Origin of the sequence: Psychrobacter sp. Ps2, from assembly GCF_022129405.1 — a bacterium.
In the GTDB taxonomy this organism is placed as follows: Bacteria; Pseudomonadota; Gammaproteobacteria; order Pseudomonadales; family Moraxellaceae; genus Psychrobacter.
In genome coordinates, this window is sequence record NZ_JADQAM010000061.1 from 522,068 (window position 1) to 545,498 (window position 23,431).

Here is a 23,431-nt window from a genome sequence, read left to right on the forward strand (position 1 = left end):
AATGCCATACAAGAGTCTTCTGATATTCTCATAACACGTCAGTGTTTAATAAGCCGGTATGGATTATATCTTATAGAATTTATAGCGCGAGTGTTGATAATCTATCCAGCGCTGCCGTTGGCGTATGATGTAGGCGTACTGGTGACAAACTGACATACCCTGCCGCTACAGCTTGATAATCTATCATCATATCCTGCTTTGCTTGTACCGCATTGATTGATGTTTCTAATGGTCGCTCATTTTTACCTTTTCGTAGAGACAACCAATACGCATCTCGACCGCGTGGGTCTATCATATGGCGTACTGGCTGAGCAGCCTGCTTATGGCCTAGCGAGGTTATTTTTCGACCCTTGATATCATCGGCATGCTGCACATCAGGAATATTAACGTTTAATACATGATAGGGCAAACTTTTGAGCATCTCTAAAACCGAAGTTTCAGTAAGCAGCTTGACGATTTCATGTGCGGCCACTTGATAATCACTGGCTGATTCTTGCCCGCCGTTTTTGACACCTCCGCCTACCAAAGACGTTGCTATAGCAGGAATACCAGATAGTTGCGCAGTCAATGCAGCACCGAACGTACCAGAGAACATCACATCCTGTCCCAAGTTAGCCCCTGAGTTAATGCCTGTAATCACGCAGTCAAAGTCAGTATCACGATACAACTCATGGATTGCTAGATAAACACAATCAGCTGGTGAACCATTTACCGCTACAAATCCAGAAGGCAACTGATGCGTGTGCAGTGGTCTTGAAACACTTAACGCACTGGCATAACCGCTTTGTTCATCGTTCGGGGCGACGACCATCACTTCACCAATAGTCGATAATGCTTGAGATAGTGCCAATAATCCTGGCGCATATACACCGTCATCATTACTAATTAAAAATCTCATTTCTGCTCAGTATGTGGTTAATATTTTATTGCCGATTTTTCTACATCTCTATTTGATCATTCTGCTATCGTGCCATGTCTGTTCAAGATAGCCATCAAAGAACGATGCTCATATTTAAAATGAAAACATGATACTCTAATTCTTCAATGACATGACATCTCAGTCTAACGAAAAAGTATCATTTTGATAGCATGGGCGATTATAACTGAATAATATATAGACACGAACCCTGTCATTAGCAAAGTATCATGTTCTTCTTATGCTAATGATTATATGAGAAAAATAACGTGACCAATATTTGTATAGAGCGGATGACAACCAGTAGATTCAGCATCGCGTTACAATACGCAACACCCCACAACAATACAAACTGATGTACTGATACTGAAGTAACGTCATTAGGGTATGCTACTGATATGTTGCTAAAAAATGGTTTTGGCTCACAAGATATCTACACATAAATCAATATTTTATGTGACTTTTGTTTTTTTACCGATTAACATATGACCATTAAATAAAGACGAGCGAGTGTAATACTGAATGAATAAACAATCGATATTATCTATAGCTTCTGTGATAGCAAATACTGCCTCAAAAGTTGGGATTGCAGGACTGATAACGTCTGTTGCTATGCTGTCTCAAGCTTCTAATGCTGCGAATAACTCTGGCACTACCATTCCGCTAGACATGTCTGGCATCAATATCACTAAGCACGAAATTGCGGTGATGCAGGTACTATCAGAGATATGCCCACCAATGCTAAATGGTAAGCAAAAACAGCGGTTCTATAAGTCGTACACCGTACAGCTGCATGAGCTAATGCCTTCTCTAGAAGATCCAAAAGCGGCTATTCAATACTTATCTACACAGCAAGACTACCGCCAGATACTACAAGGTATTCGTAGTTGGACGATGGGATTCTCAAAGCAAGAAAACAAAGCACTATGTGAAGATTTGGCAAACGCGGATTATTAGACAACTAGCTAGTTTAATTCAATAACTAGCGTCCTCTGCTTAATGTGTTAATAATATTGGTATCAATGATAATAAAATAAAAGCTATGTACTCTTTATAACATCAATTAAGCAAATATTATCAACTGATTGTCTAGATATCTGTAGCATCAAAGCTTGCTGTCACTTTACTTGTTATTCACAAGCAGTGCAGCAGGCTTTTTTGTGAGCGTTAAATTTTTATTACAGAGACTGGTCAGATGATAGACACGACAAATATATGATAGGCCTTCATTTTTCTTTTCAAACTTGCCTTATTTTTGCATTTATCGATTCCCCATCGGTAGTCATTTTGCTAAGATAAGGCGTTAATTTTATGTCTATTGTGTAGGCGTTACTATTTTCATCGATACATTATTTTAAACACTGCATTTAAGACATGCTGCTTAAAATAATGTATGGAAATAGGTACAAAACATAAGCGATAGATACATTTGGTTCCATGATGCGGTGTAATGATATATGACAGTAAAGCGTGTAAAAAATCAGCTGATACAGCTGGTAGTTGGTGTAAGTATCTCGATGAGTGCAGTAGTGGCAAACGCAGCCATTCAACCACCTGAAATGGACAATACTGCCTATGTGTTGATGGACTATAACACTGGCGAAATTTTGGCTCAAAAGAACGCCAATGAGGCGCTGCCGCCAGCATCTCTGACTAAGATGATGACTAGTTATATCATTGAGCAACGCTTAGCATCAGGCGACCTGAAAGAAGATGAACAGGTATTGATGAGTCCAAACGCATGGTGCCGTGGTAGCAGCAGCCAATCTTGTATGTATGTGCCTGTGAACAAAACTGCCAGCGTCATCGATATGCTACGCGGTATTATTATTCAATCAGGTAATGATGCATCAAAAGCCATGGCTGAACATATTGCTGGTAGCGAAGCCTCGTTTGCAATCTTGATGAACGAACAAGCGCAAAAAATTGGCATGGAGAACTCTAACTTTGTCAATGCTACGGGTATGCCTGATGAAGGTCATTTAGCATCTGCTTTGGATTTGTCTAAACTTGCTCGCGCTATTATCAAAAACAGCGGCGACTACTATAGTATCTACGCAGAAAAAGAGTTCACTTATAACGGTATTACCCAAGGTAACCGTAATGCTCTGCTGATTACTGACCCAACTGTTGATGGCCTAAAAACTGGCCACACTGATGCAGCAGGCTACTGCTTGGTTGCATCAAGCAACCGTGAAGGCATGCGTCTAATCTCTGTCATTATGGGTACCAAGAGCCAACAGGCTCGCGCTGATCAGTCACGCGAACTACTTAACTGGGGTTTCGGTCACTTTACAACGGTTACCAAGGCGCCTGCTGGGCAGTTCGTTAGTAAGCTTCCAGTATGGTTTGGAGAAGCTGACGAGGTAGAGCTTGCAACTGGCGACAACTTGCAAATCCTAACCAGTAAAACCCAGAAAAACAAAATTACCACAGTGGTGGATATTCCTGAGAGTTTAGAAGCACCGATCAAAAAAGGTCAGGAAGTTGGTAAAATGATGGCTGTCATTGATGGTAAAGCGGTAGCCTCAGTTCCTATCATTGCAACCAACGATATCGAACAGTCAGGCTTTATGAGCCGTACTTGGGAACATATCATACGCTGGGTAAAGAATCTTCTCTAAGAGAAACCTTTAAAAAGCAATTCTAGCTAAAAACTGTTTAAAAAAAAGACGCCTCAAAATGGGCGTCTTTTTTCTTTTTATGCTTACTTTAATTCAACAGTGCTTCGATAGTAAAAAATATGAAAAATGCTACCTAGTAAATTAAATAAGCCTAACTAGGAACACCGATTTAATAGAACCGTACTACGTCCAAACCAACCATTGTTTTAATAAGTCGCTTAATGCTTTGTCTTTATAAGTAGCAATATGACAATAGTCAATGCCAGCTGCTTTTAAACCATACTCAAAACTGTCTACATAGCGCGCCCGATGCTGCGGATACCAATATACCAATAACGCACGATGCTCGCTCTTACTGCCCTCATCGCTTTCATACTGACGAATGCGCTTGGCTAGTATCTCAGCTTTTTCTGGGAAAACATCTTCAGCAAACATTACCATGTCAACTTTCTGCTTACGCATCTCCTCTATGACGAGTTGGTTACCTTGGCGACAAATGATCGTAGCACCTAGGTATTCCAATTCATCTAATAAGGAGCCTGTCTCATGATAGTAATAATAAATAATCGTTAGGCCAGACAATAAGCGCTGCTGTTTTGATTGCTGTTGGTTGGGCATTGCTATGGTCAGCGTAAACTGTGTACCTACGCCAAGCACACTATCAACATCAATCGTAGCACCCATAAGCTGCGCCATTTGTCTAACAATCGGCAAGCCAACCCCCGAGCCTTCGTATTGGCGAGTTTGCGACGAATCCACCTGAAAGAACGGATTAAATATATCGTCTAGGTGCTCATTATCGATACCAATACCCGTATCTTTCACGCTAATCTGCCACCTATTACTTTTATTAAAATGTGTCAGTTGCGACGTAATCGTAACTTTCCCGACAGGCGTGAACTTAATCGCATTATTGAGCAGTATCGATAGTATCTGATATATTTTTTCTGAATCACCATATAGGCTATAGTCTATATGATGAATATTACTGATTAACTCTAGCCCTTTTTGAGTAGCCATATTTTCAAACTTGGCTAATAGATCAGCGATTAACTGTAATGGATTAAACTCATTTTTATGAATTCTTATCTGACCTTTTTGGATCTGGTTCAACTGTATAATATGATCTAAAGACAATACCAATTTATCACTGCCACTACTGATAATCTCTACTGCGTCTTTTTGCTCTCTGCTGAGAGTCTCATAATCTAACAGTTGTAAACCGCCTACAATTGCATTCAATGACGTTTTTAACTCGTGAGAAATCATGCTTTGAAAATTGTGCAACTGCACATCTAACGATACATCTTTATTGTGTAATTGCTGTTCAAAAGCCGCAAGGGTTTCATAACCTTGCCTTGCTTCTTGTAATCGATTGAATAATACAATTAATGCTTTCTTGATCTGGGTCAGTTCTTGGAAATTGAATTGTTGCGGAATAACTGGCAACTGCTCTACATTAGAGTTACTTATAACAATGTCACAAACATCGGTCAATGCTTCGATATCTTTAACTGGCCAATTAAGTTTTCGGAAAATGTAAAAAGCAAAAATAATAATCAGCACAACTGTTGTTAGCCATAACCATAGGATATTTTGGAACCAATATAAACGGATCAACTTTACATCTATCGTAATATTAATATAACCAATTAGTGTACTATTTGTAGTGGTCTTACCAGCCAACTGATCTGGCGCTGATGACTCGCTCATAATGTTTGATAAAGCCAGTGCCAACTGCTGATTGGAATCAGACTCATTGGACGCGGCACTATTGGCATCAAGGTCTTTACTAATCACTGGATAGTTGAAACTGACCGTATGCGCAAATAAAGCATTTTTCCAATCAGCAAGCGACTGGTCTATATCCTCAATTGGCTCAGAGGTTGAGTAAAATACAATACTTTGAATAGTGGGCTCATTCTCTAACAAGATATTAACTTGCTTAGCCACAACCTGTGCCCCATCTGCAGTGGATGCACTAGTCGTTAGTAATGCTGCCAGTTGTTGGATATGGTGGTTTTTCTCTTGATAGTAATGTACTAAGCCATAAATAAAAGGCAACAAAAAGCCTGCCAGCACTGCCAATATGACAGCTTGTATGACAGAACGCCAGATAAGCATATGGATGGTTTGAGACGAACGCTTGTTCATATCACTCTACTAAGTCGCGGGTAGCTTTCGTTTATAGTACAAGTGTTTTGAAGATGTGATAAGTAAAACATTTGAGTATTTTTTGAAGTACTAAGCAAGATAGATACCTATGAGCTCAACCTATAGAGTATTAATAGAAAAATGTCATCACACTATCAAGCGGATGACATTAACTATAAGCCAATAGACACTAGAATTAACGAGGCTTTTTATCTTTGGTAGTAAATTTCTGTGATCTATTACGCTCACGCTGACGCAATTGTTGAGCTTTTGCCTTGGTTGGCGTATCGCTCTTATTGGCGTATGGGTTGTCATTTTGCTTCAAGATAACGTTAAGCGGTGTGCCTTCTAGCTTAAACACTTGACGGAATTGATTCTCTAGATAACGTTGATAGCTCTTAGGAAGCGCACTGGTTTGGTTACCATGAATCACAATAACGGGTGGATTGTGACCACCAATATGCGCATAACGTAACTTGATACGACGACCAGCAACGGTTGGTGGCGGATTGGCCGTTACTGCATCTTGCAAAATCTGGGTCAAACGGTTGGTCGATACTTCAAACATCGAAGATTTATACGCGCGTAAGATAGACGGATATAAGTTACCGACGCCTGTACCATGCAATGCTGAAATCAAATGTATTTTTACATAAGGAATAAAGCTAAAACGGCGATCCATTTCAAGCTTGATATAGTCTCTTTGATCTTGCGTTAGACCATCCCATTTATTGATCGCAACGACTAACGCTCGTCCAGCGTCAAGTGCATAACCAATCATATGCAAATCTTGATCCACGATACCTTCATGAGCATCAATGACAATCACGGTTACGTTAGAATCTTCAATCGCTTGCAAGGTCTTGATGACAGAGAACTTTTCCACTTTTTCATCGATTTTACCGCGGCGACGTACACCAGCAGTGTCGATCAAAACATAGTCACGACCTTCACGCTGATAAGGAATATAAATACTATCGCGCGTCGTGCCTGGCATATCAAATACCACTACTCGGTCTTCGCCAAGCAGGCGGTTGACGAGCGTCGATTTACCAACGTTTGGACGACCAATAATGGCGAGCTTCAAGCCTCTTGGTTCTACTATGTTTTCTTGCTCAGGCATATCAGCCGTTAGCACTTCAAGCAAGTTGCCCACACCGCGACCATGACTGGCTGCCATCGGATACGGCTCGCCCAATCCTAATGCATAAAACTCAGCAGGCGCTGCATCATGTACACCGTCGACTTTATTGGCGACAACATACACAGGCTTGCCTAACGTATGCAAAAATTTACCAATTTCAGCGTCTGCGCCAATCATACCGGCACGAGCGTCAACGACGAATACAATAATATCTGCTTCATGGATTGCTGTATGAGACTGCTCAGACATATAGTCATCGATATTGCCGCTACCGTCGTCAGCTTCACCGATACCACCCGTATCTACAACGATAAAGGATTTGTCTTCATAAGTTGCATCACCGTACTGACGGTCACGAGTCAATCCTGAAAGGTCAGCGACCAATGCCTGCCGACTTTTTGTGAACTGATTAAATAAGGTGGATTTACCGACGTTTGGACGACCAATTAAGGCGACCACAGGCTTGATACTCATGGGTTACTCTCAGTGAAAGGCACAATGACGGGCAGTACAGTTATTCTTATAACCAGTGACATAACAATAGTAATAGATATGCTGCAATTGACCGTGAATTAAAATGAATGATAGAACAATAGCAAAAATAATAGATGGCTATTTTACGATTAAAAATAGTATATAGGATGGCTTCATTATACCTATTATACATAAATAAGTAGTATATATGGATAGCACATCGGTCGCATAGAGTACGCGAAAGCCTGTGTTTAAACAAGCAATTTACACAAGGCACTAAACGCTGACTAAGCAGCGTTTGTGTTTTATAAATGATAATCAAGAATAGGCTTAAGGGCTATAGTGAAATATGACACTTCGTTAATTATCTATAAGCACCTATCTATATAGTTATTAGCGCACTAACTGCCAGATAGCAATTTGTCCTGACGTACTTTGAGTCATTAAACGGCTACCTTGAACTTGCAAGTTGGTCAACGCACCTTTTGTCTCTACACGACTGACGATGCGACCCGTAGCAGGATCAAACAAATGCACTACGCCATCGAAATCACCAATGGCGATATAGTTGCCAATCATCACAGGATTGGTGAGATCACGATAAGCCAATTCGTCACTTTCCCAAAGTGTCTCGCCACTGTTGCGATCATAAGCAACTACTTTGCCATCTAGACTGGTCGCGATGACTTGCTGAGGATTTACCGCCAGTGATTTGAGGCTTGCAATTTCATTAACGAACATTACCTGACGTGAGGCCAAATCAATACCTAATAGCTGACCACTATAGCTGATCGCAAACAACTGATTTTTATCTACGATAGGTTTGCCATCGACATCACTCATGCGCTCAACTTCACTACTACCAGCGCCTACGCCAACACGTCTTGACCATAGCGGAAGACCGTTATCGACAGTAATTGCGTGCAAACGACCATCAGCTGTCGCCAAAAGTGCCGTCTCATTGTCTAATAAAGTTGGCGCAGCGCTACCGCGAACGCTGATAGCAGGTACTTGAGTTGCGAACTGCCATACTGACTGTCCAGTTTGCAGCGATAGACCATGTAAGAAACCATCATTCGCTGATAATACCACACGATTATTAGTAATCAGTGCTGGCGTCAAAACCGAACCTGATAACTGCTGCTGCCAGCGTTTTGCACCAGTCGCGCTATCAAATGCCATGACCTTGCCACCACGAGTACTAACGATAGCTGTCTGGCTCAATGCATCCAATGCAACACCGCCGGTGATTTGATCGTCAACATTGATTGACCATACACGTTCGCCTGCGCTATTAAACCCTGACAGCTCACCACCGCGTGATGCAGTAACGATTTGACCATTGGCATAGCCAACTTGCAAATCTAACGGATCTTTTTTGCTGGCTTTTTTATTGCCAACATCGGTACTGAAAACAGGCTGTAGTACGCTAATCGGCTGAGCGATTTGTACCAATTTTACCGGATCATTAACCACAGGCTTAATACCGCGATTACATCCAATCACTGCCGTGCTCATTACTGCCAGTACGGCCACATGCATAACTGTCTTTTTGATAGTCTTGGTGTTTAATATTTTGCTAGAGCGAATAGATTGAGTCATTGTATGTTCTCACTACAGATAAATTATTATTAATTGGTAAATTGGCCAACCGCAAATTAGTAATCATTAGGTTATATTAAAAAAGAGCTTCGGATGATTACCAACTCTCAATACTATACTACTGACTTAATATCTAGCCTACTGACTTACTGCCCTGCTTCGACAGCGACTTCGTTCGAGGTATCCATCACTAGCGACGGCTCAGGAGCAGATGGCTCTTGAACAAGACTGGTTTGTTCAGCAATCGGCTCAGCCGTGATACCTAAGCTTTCCATCTTTAATGCCAATACTGCACGCGTTTCTTGACGGCTACGTAATAGCTCCCACGCATTGCTATAAGATTTAATCGCTGAATCTTTATTGTCTTGCGCTAAGTAAATATCCCCTAGCAGCTCCTGCTGACTTGCTTCAAACGAGCTTGGCATATCATTGTTTGCTTCTGAAAGTGCAGCATCTGTATCACCTGCAGCCAATAATGTTTTTGCATAGCGTAAACGAGTAATCGCTGCCAGACCAGCATCACCCAAATCGATGGCCAATGCTTTTTTGAATGTCTCAGTCGCTGCTGCAAAGTCATCATTGTCTACTTGTTGACGTGCTTTTATCATTAGCGCTTGCCATGCATAAACCGACTCACCGTGCGTGCTGACCAAAGTATCAATATCTTTGTCTAGTTGGCTACGACTTTGGGTAAGTGCTTCTTGAGCCTCTGCCTCCAAATCTGGGTTTTGCGAGGCCAGTTTAACCTCTTCGTTTAGCTGCTGAATATCAGCATATTGATCGGCGGCGACGGTATCTACTCGCGCATGATTGTTTTGCCAGTATGTCCAACCAAAGTAGGCGGCCAGTGCTAACAAAATCGCAGTAACGATATAACTACCATATTGCTTTAGCGCTTGCATGGAGTTATCTGCATTTGGCGAATTAGGTGTCAGAGCCATATATATTTACCTGATAAAATTTACATTAAATTGCTAGTACTACAAACAAAGCTGATTAGTCAAAGTCGGTTAGCGACGAGAAAAGTTATCTTTATTTGATAGCCAATCTTGGGCGACCGTCTTTTGCTCACCTGTCTGCATATCTTTAATACTAATCGTATTATCATCCAGCTCTTGCTGGGCGATGATGACTGTCAATGCCGCGCCTGACTTGTCTGCCTTCTTCATTTGCGCTTTTAGACTCGTGGCACTGGCCATCTTTACTCGTACATCTGGACGACTGTGACGTAAGTTCTGTGCATAGCTTATACCAGCACTATATACCTCAGGATGAGCCACAACGAATACATCACAAGCAGGTATGTCAGCAATCGGCGCTACCGCTTCTATCAGTAATAATAGACGCTCAAGCCCCATTGCAAAACCAACACCAGGCTCAGATTTGACTGGTTTATTGCCATCTGTACCGATTGATTTTAATTGCCCTACTAGGCCGTCATAACGACCACCCGCACAAACGGTAGCTTGGCTTCCAAGCTTATCCGTTACCCACTCAAATACCGTTTTATTGTAATAATCAAGGCCACGTACTAAGTGCGGATTGATTTCAAAATCGATATTAAGCGCAGTCAGATAGGCTTTGACCTGATCAAAATGCGCCACACTCTCTTCACCCAAGAAGTCAGCAAGCTTTGGCGCATCTACCAATACTGCTTGCGTACTCGCTTCTTTACTATCCAAGATACGTAAAGGGTTAGTCGTTAGACGGCGCTTACTGTCTTCGTCTAGCTGGTCTTTTTTATCAGTTAAATAGGCAACCAATGCTTCGCGATAAGCATAGCGCTCATCCAGCTCACCCAAACTGTTTAGTTGCAAACGCATTTCATTGTTGAGACCTAGCTCTTGCCACATCAAATGAGTCATCGCAATCAGCTCAGCATCAGCATCCGGTAGTGCGCTACCGAAGCTCTCGACACCTAACTGATGAAACTGGCGATAGCGGCCTTTTTGCGGACGCTCGTAGCGGAACATTGGACCGATGTACCAAAGCTTAGGTGTGTCACCGCGTAGCAAGTTGTGCTCGATAACTGCGCGCACTGCTCCAGCTGTGCCTTCAGGACGTAATGCTAATGGCGTTGGCGGCTCAGATTTATCAGTAAAGCTGTACATCTCTTTTTCGACGATGTCAGTCGCGCCGCCAATAGCACGGGCAAATAGATCCGTTTGTTCAACGATAGGCAAGCGAATATGCTCGTAACCGTACCTACCAAGTACATCAGCCAATATTGCTTCTAAATGCAGCCACTTTGCTGATTGGTCAGGCAAAATATCATTAAAACCTTTGATAGCTTTGATCATGGTACGGTCGTATCCTTAAATGTTTAACAGGTATTCTATTATTGTTTTCTATGCATTCAAATAAGCGCTATATCTAATTGATACTGTGACGGTATGGCCTAACGTATCAATCTATTCTATGGCTTATTTTACGCGAATGATTTCATTCTCACGTTTTTTTGCCAAGTCTTCTGCATGGGCGCGAACCATACCTTCTATTTCATCAACCAGATTGCCTGTATCGATAAGGTGGCTTTTTTCACCCATACGATAGACCAGTGATCTAGGGGCAGCACCAACGATACCGATATCGGCCTCTTTTGCCTCTCCTGGACCGTTTACCTTGCAGCCAATCACGGATAGATTCATTGGTTCACGAATATCTTCTAAGCGAGACTCTAACGCTGTCATTACTTTAATCACGTCAAACTCTTGACGCGAGCAGCTTGGACAGGCGATAAAGTTTACGCCGTTCGAACGAATATTAAGCGACTTTAAGATATCAAAACCAATCTTAATCTCTTCTTCAGGCTCAGCGGCTAATGAGATACGAATAGTATCGCCAATACCGTCTAGCAATAATCCACCTAGCGCGATAGCAGATTTGACAGCGCCCGTACGGTAGACACCCGCCTCCGTTACGCCCAAATGTAATGGGTTATCAATTTGCGCTGATATTAAACGATAAGCATCTAATGTCAAAAACACGTTGCTGGCTTTGACAGATACTTTGTACTGGTCAAAGTTAAGACGCTCTAAAATATCAATATGGCGCATTGCCGATTCTAGCATCGCCTCACCAGTTGGCTCAGTATACTTACGCTGTATATCCTTTTCTAAAGAGCCAGCGTTGACGCCAATACGAATAGGAATATTATGATACTTGGCGCAAGCGACCACTTCACGTACTTTGGCATCGCTACCAATGTTACCAGGGTTGATACGTAAGCAGTCAGCGCCTGCTTCAGCAACGGCCAAAGCGATTTTATGGTCAAAATGCACGTCAGCGATCAAAGGCACGCTTACCAATTTACGAATTTCACCAAACGCCTTGACGGTATCCATCGTTGGCGTTGACACGCGCATCAGATCCGCACCCGCTTCAACACAGCGCTCGATCTGAGCGACCGTTGCTGCTACATCGCAGGTATCAGTGTTGGTCATGCTCTGTACGCTAATTGGTGCATCACCACCAATCGCGACATCACCGACATAGATTTTTTTGGTCAGACGACGATTAATAGGCGATGGCATTGACATACATAAATCCTTAAATCAAAAATAGAAAAGCCCTAGGACTTTGCACATATAATATAAATTAGCTAAATCAATATACGCATGAGTGCTTTATTCACATGTGGCACTTATACGACTGACTACGGTGCTAATTCAAAAGTGGCTTGCTTATCCGTTGCATAAGTATCTAACGCAACGGCTTGTTGATTGAGCATCAAGCTAACATTGTCGATATTATCAATTTGCACGTTAAACGGTGGCATACCTGACAAGTCATAGTTACCTGCAGACTGAGAACCATTTATCAGACTGTTTCCAGAAGCATCCGTGATACTAACCACAGCGTCGCTTGTTAATACAAGGTTTAAGGTAGCAGTCGTTGCAGCATCACCCAGATTCAATGCAGAGCCAGAAGCACCAACGCCACTCGCGTCACTATTGATGGCGGCACCTTGGGCTTGCTCTATCACTGACATGTCTTCAACAGCTGATACAGGCTCTTGGGTGTTTTCTTTGCTAGCGTTACTCACCATGCGGAATAGGAATACCGCCAAGATAATCAATCCGATAACGCCTATGATCAATAGCGGGTTAAATCGGATACGGTTATGAGTATCACGCTGCAAAGTCCCCATTGGACGCAGTGGCGTATCGATGTTGCTGGCTGATTTGGCCTTTAGCTCATTAGGATAGGCGGCATCGAAGCTACTAGCGATTTTTGCTGAATCTAAGCCCAAATATTTGGCATAGTTAATCGCAAAACCACGAGCAAACGCAGCCTGTGGTAGCTCAGCGAAATTTTCGCTTTCTAGCGCTTCTAGATGACGCTTTAGAATGAACAGCTCAGCCGCCGCGGCTTCTAAAGTGACTTGCTTGTTTTTACGGGCTTGCTGCAACACGGCACCAAATGATCCCTGAGCGTTAGATTGAGTGTTTGATGATGGGGTGATCATTTCCATGGTGCCTCTGGATTGTTAAGCCAAGTCTTAAGTTGTTTTGCTTCATCACTTAGCGGATAAGCGGATAAAAGCTGCTGTGCCAATTGCTGGCGCGTTGTTATATTATTTTGTGCTGCTGCAAGCTTGATACCTTGTAAGAGCAAGCGCGGGCTAACACCCTGCCCCTGCACCAATATCAGCGTCTCATCATACAGTCTCTGTGCCTGCGGTACACGCTGTTGGTCGAGCAATAAATCTACCAATTCGATATGAGCAATGATGCTATTACGATTGCCATCGAGTGCCCGTAAAAATGCTTTTGAAGCGGCACTATCATCACCCAACTGTAGATAAGTACGACCTAGGTTTTCTAGCGCGCCAATACGGCCTTCATAGCCTAGCGTCGCCCCTGCAATCTCAAACTGTTCTGCTGCTTCACGATAGCGCTTTGTCTGTGACAGATACACGCCATAATTATTATGTGCTTGTACAAAATCTTTATCTAGCGCGATTGCTTTTTTGAAGTACTCATCAGCTTTGGCTAGATTGATACGGCTGCCTTCTTGCTGCAACAAAACGCCCATCATATCATAGGCTGGCGCATAACGGCTATCGGCAGCAAAGGCTTTTTCGAGCTGCTGCTGCGCGGTATCAAGCTCATTTTTTCGGATGTATTGCGCGGCAAGTGAGGTACGCACACGGGCGATTTCCTGCTGATCTAAATTTCGATCGTTGCTAGCGCGCGTAGATGTTTGATAAGGAGAGTTGCCTAGCAAATCATTGTTCGGGGTGGTCTGACAGCCACTTAATACAAGGACGCCAAATACTGCCGACAGCACTGCACGCTTTGGCAAAGCGGTTTGCGCAGCACTAATACTCGACTGCTTATAAAATTTAGAAAATGATTTTTGATATTTGAACTGACAAGAATTTTTAGAAGTCATCATAGCCGCCATCATAAAACTGGGATTCAATGCGTTCGATCTTCGAGACCTCAGTTTAATAGATTTAACCCCTATAAGTACAATTTAGTTGTTATTAATTGCCGCGTTCTGCAATCTTGACAGTCATTGCTACATTTTCTTACCATTGCGACAGACAAAAGACAGCTAAAACGCTATACCAGTCGAATATAACGTTTATCTTCTAGAGAACGTGCTAAACGCTTTCACGATCTTTGATGCTCTGCTGCCACGCGGCTGAGCGTCTAGTACGATCGGCGACTTGTCCAACCAACTGACCACAAGCGGCATCGATATCATCACCACGTGTTTGACGAATCGTACAAACAAAACCCGCTTCGCTCAATATATTACTAAACGCATGGATGCGGTTGTTGCTTGATTTGTCATACGGTGCATGCGGGAATGGGTTGAACGGAATAAGGTTAATTTTACTTGGTAACCCTTCTAATAGCGCAACCAACTGATGGGCATGCTCATTGCTATCATTGACCCCATCAAGCATCACATACTCAATCGTAACGTGCTTCTTATGACGTGGATTGACATCATAGACATAGTTTTTTGCCGCTGCAATCAGCTCTTCTAACGGATATTTTTTGTTAATTGGTACCAACTCGTTACGCAGCTCATCATTTGGCGCATGCAGTGAAATGGCCAATGCCACATCGATGTCTTGTGCTAGCTGATACATTTTCGGGACGACACCAGAAGTTGATAAAGTAACGCGACGCTTTGACAGTCCATAAGCATGATCGCTTAGCATCAGCTCCATTGAGCCTACTACAGGCTTGTAGTTCAATAGCGGCTCACCCATGCCCATCATCACCACGTTAGTGACGTTATTTTCCCATAGGCTATGATCAACGTTTTCTAAGCTTTCATTTTCATCTGTCATATATGACGCATTAGCGACCCATAACTGACCGATAATTTCAGCTGCACTTAAGTCACGCTCGAACCCTTGCTTGCCTGTACTACAGAAACTACAGTCTAGTGCACAGCCTACTTGAGAAGACACGCATAATGTCTTACGGCCATTTAACTTGCTATCATCTGCAGGGATAAGCACCGTCTCAACCAACGAACCGCCAGTAACTTCAAATACCCACTTACGTGTACCATCATCACTGTATTGACGATGAATTACTTTGGGCGGTATCACACAGGCATTAAGCGATAACTTGTCTCGTAACGACTTACTCAGATTAGTCATTTGCTCAAAATCTGTCACGCCATGCTGATAAATCCACTTAATCACTTGAGTTGAGCGGAATGGCTTTTCGCCAATACTCTTGAAGTAATCAGCCAGTTGCGCTTGCGTCATACCCAATAGATTGGTTTTGGCATGTGCCTCATCTACTAGCTTAATGCTATCAGTAATCTTAGCAGGTACGTGCTGAGTAGGTGCTTGAACAGTTGACATAATAGGTAACCTTTTTGCAGAAGCTTAGATAAGCGGTGCAATTATTTATATGGGCTTTGCCATACATGCATGGGTGCATGAGCAATCCGCTATGAGCGCAGTTTTCTAAATTGACAGAAACATGCTGATAAGGGATTGATAACGCTAAGTAAAATCAATAATGAGGCAAGTCACTAAGAATTTCAATGAATAATATAATTATAGAACTCTAAAGCGGATACAAGGCAGCCGACTGCAGATTGTACAAGTAGTACATCTAAGGAGGGTAACGCCCTAGCAGTTTAGTAATTATTTAACTATAATATTATTATAATAGCTAAAACGGCCTATACCCATAAGATATAAGCCGTCTCGCAAACCAATTATAAACAATCAATGTTGTAAATAATTCGTCTATAGTCAATCAAGTATAAAACTCATACAGGTAAGATCAGTTTAAATCGTAGCTGTCTTATTATAGCAGTTACCTCAAACAAATCGAATGCCGTAAAAGCTTATCGCTGATTTACTATATTAGCGTGTACGTGCACAAACTTCATCATCGCTGAAGAAGTAGCTGATTTCACGTGCTGCTGATTCAGCTGAATCTGAACCATGTACTGCGTTTTCGTCGATGCTGCTAGCGAAGTCAGCACGGATAGTGCCTTCAGCAGCTTCTTTTGGGTTAGTTGCACCCATGATTTCACGGTGCTGAGCGATAGCGTTTTCGCCTTCTAGTACTGATACCAATACTGGACCTGACATCATGAAAGATTTTAGGTCGTTGTAAAATGGACGCTCAGCGTGCTCAGCGTAAAAACCGCCTGCTTTTTCATCATCAAGTTGTAGCATTTTAGCTGCAACAATTTTTAGACCAGCTTGTTCGAAACGGCTGTAGATAGCGCCGATGTGGTTGCCAGCAACTGCGTCAGGTTTGATGATAGATAAAGTACGTTCGTTAGCCATGAGAAGCTCCTAATAAATGATAAATTCAATAAAATATGAAAAATTAATGCGTTGTTTTAGCTTTAGCCACAATGTTGACTTGGACTGTTTTACACAACTCATGGTATATCAGTGTATAACCATAAGCGCCAACATCGGATTGCTGCCTATTATAATGATTAAGGCCATAAATGATAGGGTTAATTTATGACCATACCTTGCATAAAAGTAAATTTATAACAGTATCTTACTTACATCCAAGTTAAGTACTCATCAACAACAGATGCATGAGCTATCGACTTACTTACCTTATCGCTACTCATATTTATCACTTATAGCTACCAGACTGATTTTATAGAGTATTTATATCATTATTAATGATTAGAAAACCCTCAACACACCTTGCTAAGAGTTTTGCTAATACATACTACCAATCAAAACATTTAATCATCTAAGCGACTGTCTCGACAACTACCTGCATTGCATTCACGCACACGTTCATTCAAAAAATTAACTCGATTAGCTGTCTTATTGGTAGCACAGCTCATATTGACAAAGAAACCATCGCCATCGTTATAACTACATTGGTCGTTGCGCTCGCGCATCCACGCTAATTGTCCGCGTTTAAGCGTGGCTTTTTGCTGTTTGTTTAGGAGTTTACTCAATTTACTGTAAGAGTTGTTAAGCTCTTTATCTGCTTCTAAGTATACTTTCGTCAGGCAATATAGCCCATCAAAGTCATTGTTTGGTTTGTCACAGTTTTCTGCACCCCAAGCAAACATAGGCAACATGAAAGCTGCGGATGTAACTATTGCTATAGAGGTATTGCGAATCGTGGATTTAAGCGTATTCGTTGTCATAGCAAATTCCTTTTTGTATGTTGATAAAACCAAATCCGTCTATAATATCTTACACTTAATTAAACCAAAATAATGTCAGTATATCTATTATTTATGATATTTTTAGATGATATTATAGCTAGTAGCCCTACTCTTACACTGTTGAAGATCAAGGTAATCAATCAAATTCTTGAAATAACACACACAAAAAACCCCAATGCTCAGCATTGGGGTTTTTTATTAATACTAAAAACTATTTAATTAAGTTTATAGTAAAAACTAAGCGTCGTACGGATCACGCAGTACGATCGTTTCTTCACGATCAGGACCAGTCGAGATAATATCAACTGGGCAACCAATCAGCGCTTCGATACGTTTGATGTATTTTTTAGCGTTTTCTGGAAGTTCATCATAGTTAGTGATACCAACGGTAGACTCGCTCCAGCCTTGCATCGTTTCGTATTTAGGCGTAACTGACTCATAGAACTCAGCATCATGCGCGCCTGCACATTCAGTCTCAGGTAGGTTGTAACCCACACCGATTAGCAATTCTTCAAGACCATCTAGTACGTCAAGCTTGGTCAAGCAGATACCTGACATAGAGTTAAGTACTACTGCACGGCGTAATGCTTCAGCATCGAACCAACCACAGCGACGTGCACGGCCAGTCGTCGCACCAAATTCATGACCGACTTTGGCTAAGTGAGCACCAACATCATCGAACAATTCAGTTGGGAACGGACCACTACCAACGCGCGTAGTGTACGCTTTGGTGATACCAAGTACGTAGTCTAAATACAATGGACCGATACCTGTACCCGTTGATACACCGCCAGCAGTTACGCTTGAGCTGGTTACAAACGGATAAGTACCATGGTCGATATCAAGTAGCGTGCCTTGAGCACCTTCAAACATTAAGTTTTTGCCAGCTAGACGTAATTGATTTAGGTCTTCAGTTACATCAGTAACCATACCTTTAATCTCTTCTTTCCACTCTTTACAAAGCTTAAGTGTCTCATCAAAATCAATCGCTTCAACTTTATAATACTCAGTCAGTTGGAAGTTGTGATATTCGATTAGGTTACGTAGTTTTTCTTCTAGATCTTCACGGAACAAATCAGCAAGTTTAATCGCACGGCGTGCTACTTTATCTTCGTATGCAGGACCGATACCGCGACCTGTTGTACCGATTTTACCAGAACCACGTTTGGCTTCACGAGCTTGGTCAAGTGCCACGTGATAAGGCATGATAAGTGGGCAATTAGGAGAGATACGTAGACGCTCACGTACTGGTACGTTGTTGTCTTCTAGCTCTTTCATTTCCTTTAGTAGTGCGTCAGGTGCTAACACCACGCCATTACCGATAAAGCAAGTGACGCCTTCACGCAAGATACCTGATGGAATCAAATGCAAGACAGTGGTTTTGCCATCGACAACCAACGTGTGACCAGCATTATGACCGCCTTGGAAGCGGGCTACTGCTGAGGCTTTTTCGGTAAGTAAATCAACGATTTTACCCTTACCTTCGTCGCCCCATTGGCTACCCAAAACTACAACATTCTTACCCATGATCAATCCTTACCTTTATGTATTGAGGTGTGTGCAATAAAAGCTGAAAATTAAAATGATTTTCTTAGCTGTATCTTTTTATCTCAGTGCTTCATGAAATAGAAACACTGAGATATCTAACAAATAATTTTACGTTCTCATAATTTGTACTGAATAATTTTGACTGCGTGCGCCATTCAATAGCCTACTATCAGACAATTAAACAGTCTGTAGCTGCCATTGACTGTCATCAGCCATGCACAAACGATGCGTCACATCATCTGGACTGTCCTGTGCATCTAACGGCATAGTAACGCGATAGCCTTGCTGACGCAGACTCTCTACTTGTTGCAGTAGCGTCTGCATCTCATCTGTATTTGCATTAGACAAAGCGGCAAAATCAACCAAGACAACGGTTGGCGCATCTAACTGTGTATGAGCCAGCAATCGGCTAACATCCATACTAAAGCCCGTGGCCGCACGTAACGCTTGTGTCTGGCTTTGCATACCATCAAAACGTCCACCACGTACTAGTGGCTGCGTTTCGCTATTAATATAACCATTGAAGACGATGCCAGTATGATAGTGATAACCTGATAGTTCAGTCACATCAATACTGACTGGGCACTGCCATTGGTCTTGTAGATAGTTTTTCAAACGCTGTAGCTCATCGATTGCCGTTGCGATTTGGCTGTCTTGCTGCGCCGCATCTGATAATTTGGCTAATAGGTTTGCGATATCGTGGCCAAAGCGTGCCAACACATAAAAATCATCACCCATTGGCAAAGCACGGCAAACACGCTTAAGCTCTGGTAGGTTTTTATTGGCATATAAGTACATTAATTGCTCAGTATCACTGTCTGACAATTCAGCCAATTCAGCCAAACGTTTGAATATTGCCACGTGACCCAAATCGATATGAAGCGCTGCACTCATATTGAGTTTATTTACCATCGTAAACAGCACGTCTATCAGCTCAATATCTGCTGCTAGTGACGCACAGCCAAATATCTCAGCACCCAACTGTAGCGGCGTACGTGAGCCAAACAGACCTGATGGCAAGGTATGAATCACATCACCAACATAGCAATAACGCGCAATACCCGTACCGCCATGATGCGCATCTATACGTAAAATCTGCGGGGTAATATCAGCGCGAACGCCCATTAGACGACCCGTCAACTGATCGATAATTTTGAAGGTTTGGCGTTTCAGATCTTCTGACGCATCACTTAGCAAAGACTCAGTAAACTCGATCATCGGTGGGCAAACCAGTTGATAACCATGAGTAATAAGCTGTTCGATTAACTGATGTCTAAGCACTTCTTGCTTGTGCGCATCTTCAAACAGAACATCAACCACCCCATCAGGCAATAGCCAACTATTGGCAACATCACTGCCAAAGTTACTCAAATATGGCATGCGATTGGGTGCAGCACTGTTTTCGGCAGGCTGAGACACTGTTTCGTTGGTAGAATTTGGCTGGGCAGGTTTTGCAGAATCAGAACTAACAGACACAATAAATCCTTGTTTGGCGTATCGCTTACCAAAAACGCGGTACTGATGCGGTACTTAAAGGGTGGTTTGCCGGGTATTGACGCTGTGTTTATTTTTAACGCGCAACATCATTGACCCAATTATTTATAAACAAACCAGGTAACCGCAAAAGGGTGAATAATAAGTATAATTTAGAATGATAAGACGAGTATCTTTATGCGCTAAAAAATTGCGACAAATAATCAAGGCACTTTATGCTTTAGTTTAGCATAGCACTCAAGGTTCGCCTAGTGACAATTAGCCACAATCACTATCTAATTACAGTTCAATTGCCGCTTATTAGCTTAGCAGATATAACAGTCATCATTGATATATTTAGCTCAATATTAGGTGAATAGCCGAGAGGTTTATTTTTTGTTAACCATAAGATAATGAGCGTGATTACGGCAACGTCATCAACACATACTCATGATACACTAACACATATTTTTATCTCGGAAGCCTTATGTCATCTGATTACCACCCAAACCCTGCCATCAACCAAACCAATGTCTTAGGCACCGCACTTGCCAGCTGTTGTTTCGATCCCATCACTGGCTATTATCGCAATGGTTTTTGCCATACTGGCAACCATGATGTTGGTCAACATACTGTCTGTGCCAAGATGACCAGCGAGTTTTTAAACTTCTCTGCCAGTCGCGGTAACGACCTGATTACCCCACTACCTGAATACAATTTTCCTGGTCTCAAACCTGGTGACTACTGGTGCATCTGCGCGCTACGTTGGGTTGAAGCATTGGACTTCGATATCGCACCGCAAATCAAGCTAGAAGCGTGTCACGAGAGCCTATTGGCATTGGTAGATATCGATACGCTAAAAAGCTATGCCCTATAGTTAGTATTGGCACACGATAAAACCGTAGCAGCGTTCACGACATATTTGGATTATTGAATTTTTTTATTATATGACAGGAAAGTATATGGAAAATGATAATAATCAATTGATTAAAAAAACGGCGCATATTGCGCCTGATTCCAATATGAATCATATTTACGCCAATATGAATGACAAGCATCTCTATTTGGACGATGATGATAGCTATATCTATGGTGATGTGGACGCCACTACTGAAGATACTATTGAGACCATGACGGTCTACGATCCTGACTCTGAACGCTATGAAGATATTGACTCATCAAGCGCAGGCGAAGTGGTCAATTGCTACGCTTACTCACGTAAAACAGGTGAGAATCTTAATAGAGTGGCGCTCAACGATGTGAGTCGTACGCTAGGGAACAACGGTCAATTTATTTGGCTTGGGCTATATGATCCAAGCTTAGAAACCATGGTCAAAGTAAAAGAAGCCTTTGACCTGCATGAGCTAGCGATTGAAGATGCCTTTGCTGATCATCAACGTGCTAAGGTCGAAAACTACGATAATGATATGGTCTTTGTGGTGCTACGTACAGCCAAGCTCGAAGACAATGTCATCCGTTATGGTACTACTGCGATATTTATGGGTAAAAACTACCTGATTACGATTCGCAATGGCCCGTCAAACTCTTATGCGCCAGTACGTGAGCACTGCCATCGTCGCCCCGAAAAGCTACGCATGGGGCCTATATTTGTATTGCACGCTATCCTCGATTTTATCGTTGATAACTACATGCCCATCACTGACCGATTGGGTCGCTATTTGCGTGAGCAGGAGCACAAAGTCTTCACCTATGAATTTGATAAAGGAACGCTAAAAAACCTATATCAACTCAAATCACAACTGGTACATATGCGCGCCATTATCTTACCTGTGCAAGACATCTGTAGCTTTTTTATCAATCATAAAAAAAGTGAGATTGTCTCTGGATTTTCTCAAGCCGCTAAGCCGTACTTTCGCGATGTGAACGATCACCTGTTGCACTCACTAGATGCTATTAATGGCCTCAATGAAATGCTGAGCGTGGTGATGAATACCTATATGGCGATGGTCAATATGGGTCAGAATGAAGTGGTGCGTAAGCTCGCTGCATGGGCAGGTATTCTAGCAGTGCCGACAGCCATCGCTGGCATCTATGGCATGAACTTTGATTTTATGCCTGAGCTTCATTGGAAATACTCTTACCTTGTCATCATGGCCATTATTATCGCCTTATGTAGCTATCTGTACTATAACTTCAAAAGATTGAAATGGTTGTAATACCAAATGCCATCCGTAAAAAAAGAGCAACCACTGGTCGCTCTTTTTTTATGTTGCTATCTTTCTGTATTGCTATCTAATTATTCACGGCGATGCTTAGTATGGCTATCAGGCGCTTGAGCATTATCAGGCAACAATGCTTTAACCGTTAGGTTTGCATGTTGTTTATCGAGATTGTCTTCTGGGCGACCAAACGTTTTTGCTGTCCAAGTCAAGATTACAATAGAGCCGCTTAGTAGCATGATGGCCACGGAAATTGTCGCTAGCAGCCATAAATGGAAATAGTCTGAAACAGCCTGCACATCAACCACCAAATGTCGTGACAAGGCCGTTATGGCAATAAATATCAAAAACTGTACTGGCAGTCGGTGGGTTTTAAAGTAGATACCTATCATAGCCAATAGCTCAAGGTAAATAAATAACATCAATATGTCTTTTAGATCCGCTGAACCCTTTTGGACAATATAAATAAACTCTTTACCTGCAGTCCAAACGACAACCACACTGATTAGAAATAAAATAACGTAATGACAGACATCGACAAACTCTCTACCAATACTTTGTAGTCGCTCATGAACACCTACGTTTTTTTTAGCCATGTTTAGGTCCTATCAACTGAAATGTGGTTGATTTAGCCTGAGTCTATGTTACCTCAGGCCCCTTATATATCGGC

Annotated in this window: 19 protein-coding genes; 4 read left to right on the forward strand and 15 right to left on the reverse strand. The window is 42.2% G+C overall.

Annotated features, from left to right (window positions below; all coding sequences use genetic code 11):
• Positions 1 to 79: 79 nt before the first annotated feature.
• Positions 80 to 898 (reverse strand): 5'/3'-nucleotidase SurE, encoded by an 819-nt coding sequence (gene surE, locus I3254_RS13805; protein ID WP_165597437.1) that lies wholly within the window; start codon positions 896 to 898, stop codon positions 80 to 82.
• 540 nt (positions 899 to 1,438) lie between these two features.
• Here surE and I3254_RS13810 point away from each other — a divergent pair.
• Both I3254_RS13810 and I3254_RS13815 read left to right on the forward strand, forming a co-directional pair.
• Entirely contained in the window at positions 1,439 to 1,873 is a 435-nt protein-coding gene (locus I3254_RS13810; protein WP_057759051.1) for a hypothetical protein, read from the forward strand.
• 500 nt (positions 1,874 to 2,373) lie between these two features.
• The gene (locus I3254_RS13815; protein WP_238053244.1) at positions 2,374 to 3,540 is read left to right on the forward strand and encodes a D-alanyl-D-alanine carboxypeptidase family protein; all 1,167 of its coding nucleotides are present in this window, start codon (positions 2,374 to 2,376) and stop codon (positions 3,538 to 3,540) included.
• A 183-nt stretch (positions 3,541 to 3,723) separates the two neighbouring features.
• Here I3254_RS13815 and I3254_RS13820 read toward each other — a convergent pair whose 3' ends face one another.
• The 13 genes from I3254_RS13820 to I3254_RS13880 form a co-directional block, all read right to left on the reverse strand.
• Positions 3,724 to 5,694, reverse strand: a complete 1,971-nt coding sequence (locus tag I3254_RS13820) for a HAMP domain-containing sensor histidine kinase (RefSeq protein WP_238053245.1) — start codon at positions 5,692 to 5,694, stop codon at positions 3,724 to 3,726.
• A 196-nt stretch (positions 5,695 to 5,890) separates the two neighbouring features.
• The gene (gene der / locus I3254_RS13825) at positions 5,891 to 7,312 is read right to left on the reverse strand and encodes a ribosome biogenesis GTPase Der (RefSeq protein WP_057759046.1); all 1,422 of its coding nucleotides are present in this window, start codon (positions 7,310 to 7,312) and stop codon (positions 5,891 to 5,893) included.
• A gap of 393 nt (positions 7,313 to 7,705) precedes the next feature.
• Complete coding sequence (gene bamB, locus I3254_RS13830) at positions 7,706 to 8,914, reverse strand: outer membrane protein assembly factor BamB (RefSeq protein WP_238053246.1); 1,209 nt, start codon at positions 8,912 to 8,914, stop codon at positions 7,706 to 7,708.
• A gap of 146 nt (positions 8,915 to 9,060) precedes the next feature.
• The gene (locus tag I3254_RS13835) at positions 9,061 to 9,855 is read right to left on the reverse strand and encodes a tetratricopeptide repeat protein (RefSeq protein ID WP_238053247.1); all 795 of its coding nucleotides are present in this window, start codon (positions 9,853 to 9,855) and stop codon (positions 9,061 to 9,063) included.
• A gap of 69 nt (positions 9,856 to 9,924) precedes the next feature.
• Positions 9,925 to 11,214 (reverse strand): histidine--tRNA ligase, encoded by a 1,290-nt coding sequence (gene hisS / locus I3254_RS13840; protein ID WP_238053248.1) that lies wholly within the window; start codon positions 11,212 to 11,214, stop codon positions 9,925 to 9,927.
• Between the two features lie 123 nt (positions 11,215 to 11,337).
• Entirely contained in the window at positions 11,338 to 12,453 is a 1,116-nt protein-coding gene (gene ispG, locus I3254_RS13845; protein WP_102094328.1) for a flavodoxin-dependent (E)-4-hydroxy-3-methylbut-2-enyl-diphosphate synthase, read from the reverse strand.
• 116 nt (positions 12,454 to 12,569) lie between these two features.
• Complete coding sequence (locus I3254_RS13850; protein WP_238053319.1) at positions 12,570 to 13,382, reverse strand: helix-turn-helix domain-containing protein; 813 nt, start codon at positions 13,380 to 13,382, stop codon at positions 12,570 to 12,572.
• A complete protein-coding gene (gene pilW / locus I3254_RS13855; protein WP_238053249.1) occupies positions 13,379 to 14,314 on the reverse strand; it encodes a type IV pilus biogenesis/stability protein PilW in 936 nt (311 codons plus the stop codon). Before pilW ends, I3254_RS13850 begins: the two co-directional genes overlap by 4 nt.
• A 211-nt stretch (positions 14,315 to 14,525) precedes the next feature.
• Entirely contained in the window at positions 14,526 to 15,755 is a 1,230-nt protein-coding gene (rlmN, locus tag I3254_RS13860) for a 23S rRNA (adenine(2503)-C(2))-methyltransferase RlmN (RefSeq protein ID WP_201567107.1), read from the reverse strand.
• A 513-nt stretch (positions 15,756 to 16,268) separates the two neighbouring features.
• Complete coding sequence (gene ndk, locus I3254_RS13865) at positions 16,269 to 16,700, reverse strand: nucleoside-diphosphate kinase (RefSeq protein WP_057759031.1); 432 nt, start codon at positions 16,698 to 16,700, stop codon at positions 16,269 to 16,271.
• A 422-nt stretch (positions 16,701 to 17,122) separates the two neighbouring features.
• Complete coding sequence (locus I3254_RS13870) at positions 17,123 to 17,539, reverse strand: lysozyme inhibitor LprI family protein (RefSeq protein WP_101206216.1); 417 nt, start codon at positions 17,537 to 17,539, stop codon at positions 17,123 to 17,125.
• 258 nt (positions 17,540 to 17,797) lie between these two features.
• Complete coding sequence (locus I3254_RS13875) at positions 17,798 to 19,087, reverse strand: adenylosuccinate synthase (protein ID WP_057759029.1); 1,290 nt, start codon at positions 19,085 to 19,087, stop codon at positions 17,798 to 17,800.
• 198 nt (positions 19,088 to 19,285) lie between these two features.
• Positions 19,286 to 20,584, reverse strand: coding sequence for an ATP phosphoribosyltransferase regulatory subunit (locus tag I3254_RS13880; RefSeq protein ID WP_238053250.1), 1,299 nt, complete (start codon positions 20,582 to 20,584; stop codon positions 19,286 to 19,288).
• A 484-nt stretch (positions 20,585 to 21,068) separates the two neighbouring features.
• On the opposite strand from I3254_RS13880, the gene I3254_RS13885 reads away from it, so the two are divergent.
• Together I3254_RS13885 and corA are read left to right on the forward strand one after the other, a co-directional pair.
• Positions 21,069 to 21,458, forward strand: coding sequence for a DUF2237 domain-containing protein (locus tag I3254_RS13885; protein WP_057759025.1), 390 nt, complete (start codon positions 21,069 to 21,071; stop codon positions 21,456 to 21,458).
• Positions 21,459 to 21,543: 85 nt separating this feature from the next.
• A complete protein-coding gene (gene corA, locus I3254_RS13890; protein ID WP_238053251.1) occupies positions 21,544 to 22,758 on the forward strand; it encodes a magnesium/cobalt transporter CorA in 1,215 nt (404 codons plus the stop codon).
• An 80-nt stretch (positions 22,759 to 22,838) separates the two neighbouring features.
• Here the strand turns inward: corA and I3254_RS13895 are convergent, their stop codons facing one another.
• Positions 22,839 to 23,357, reverse strand: coding sequence for a phosphate-starvation-inducible PsiE family protein (locus tag I3254_RS13895; protein WP_057759021.1), 519 nt, complete (start codon positions 23,355 to 23,357; stop codon positions 22,839 to 22,841).
• Positions 23,358 to 23,431: the final 74 nt, after the last annotated feature.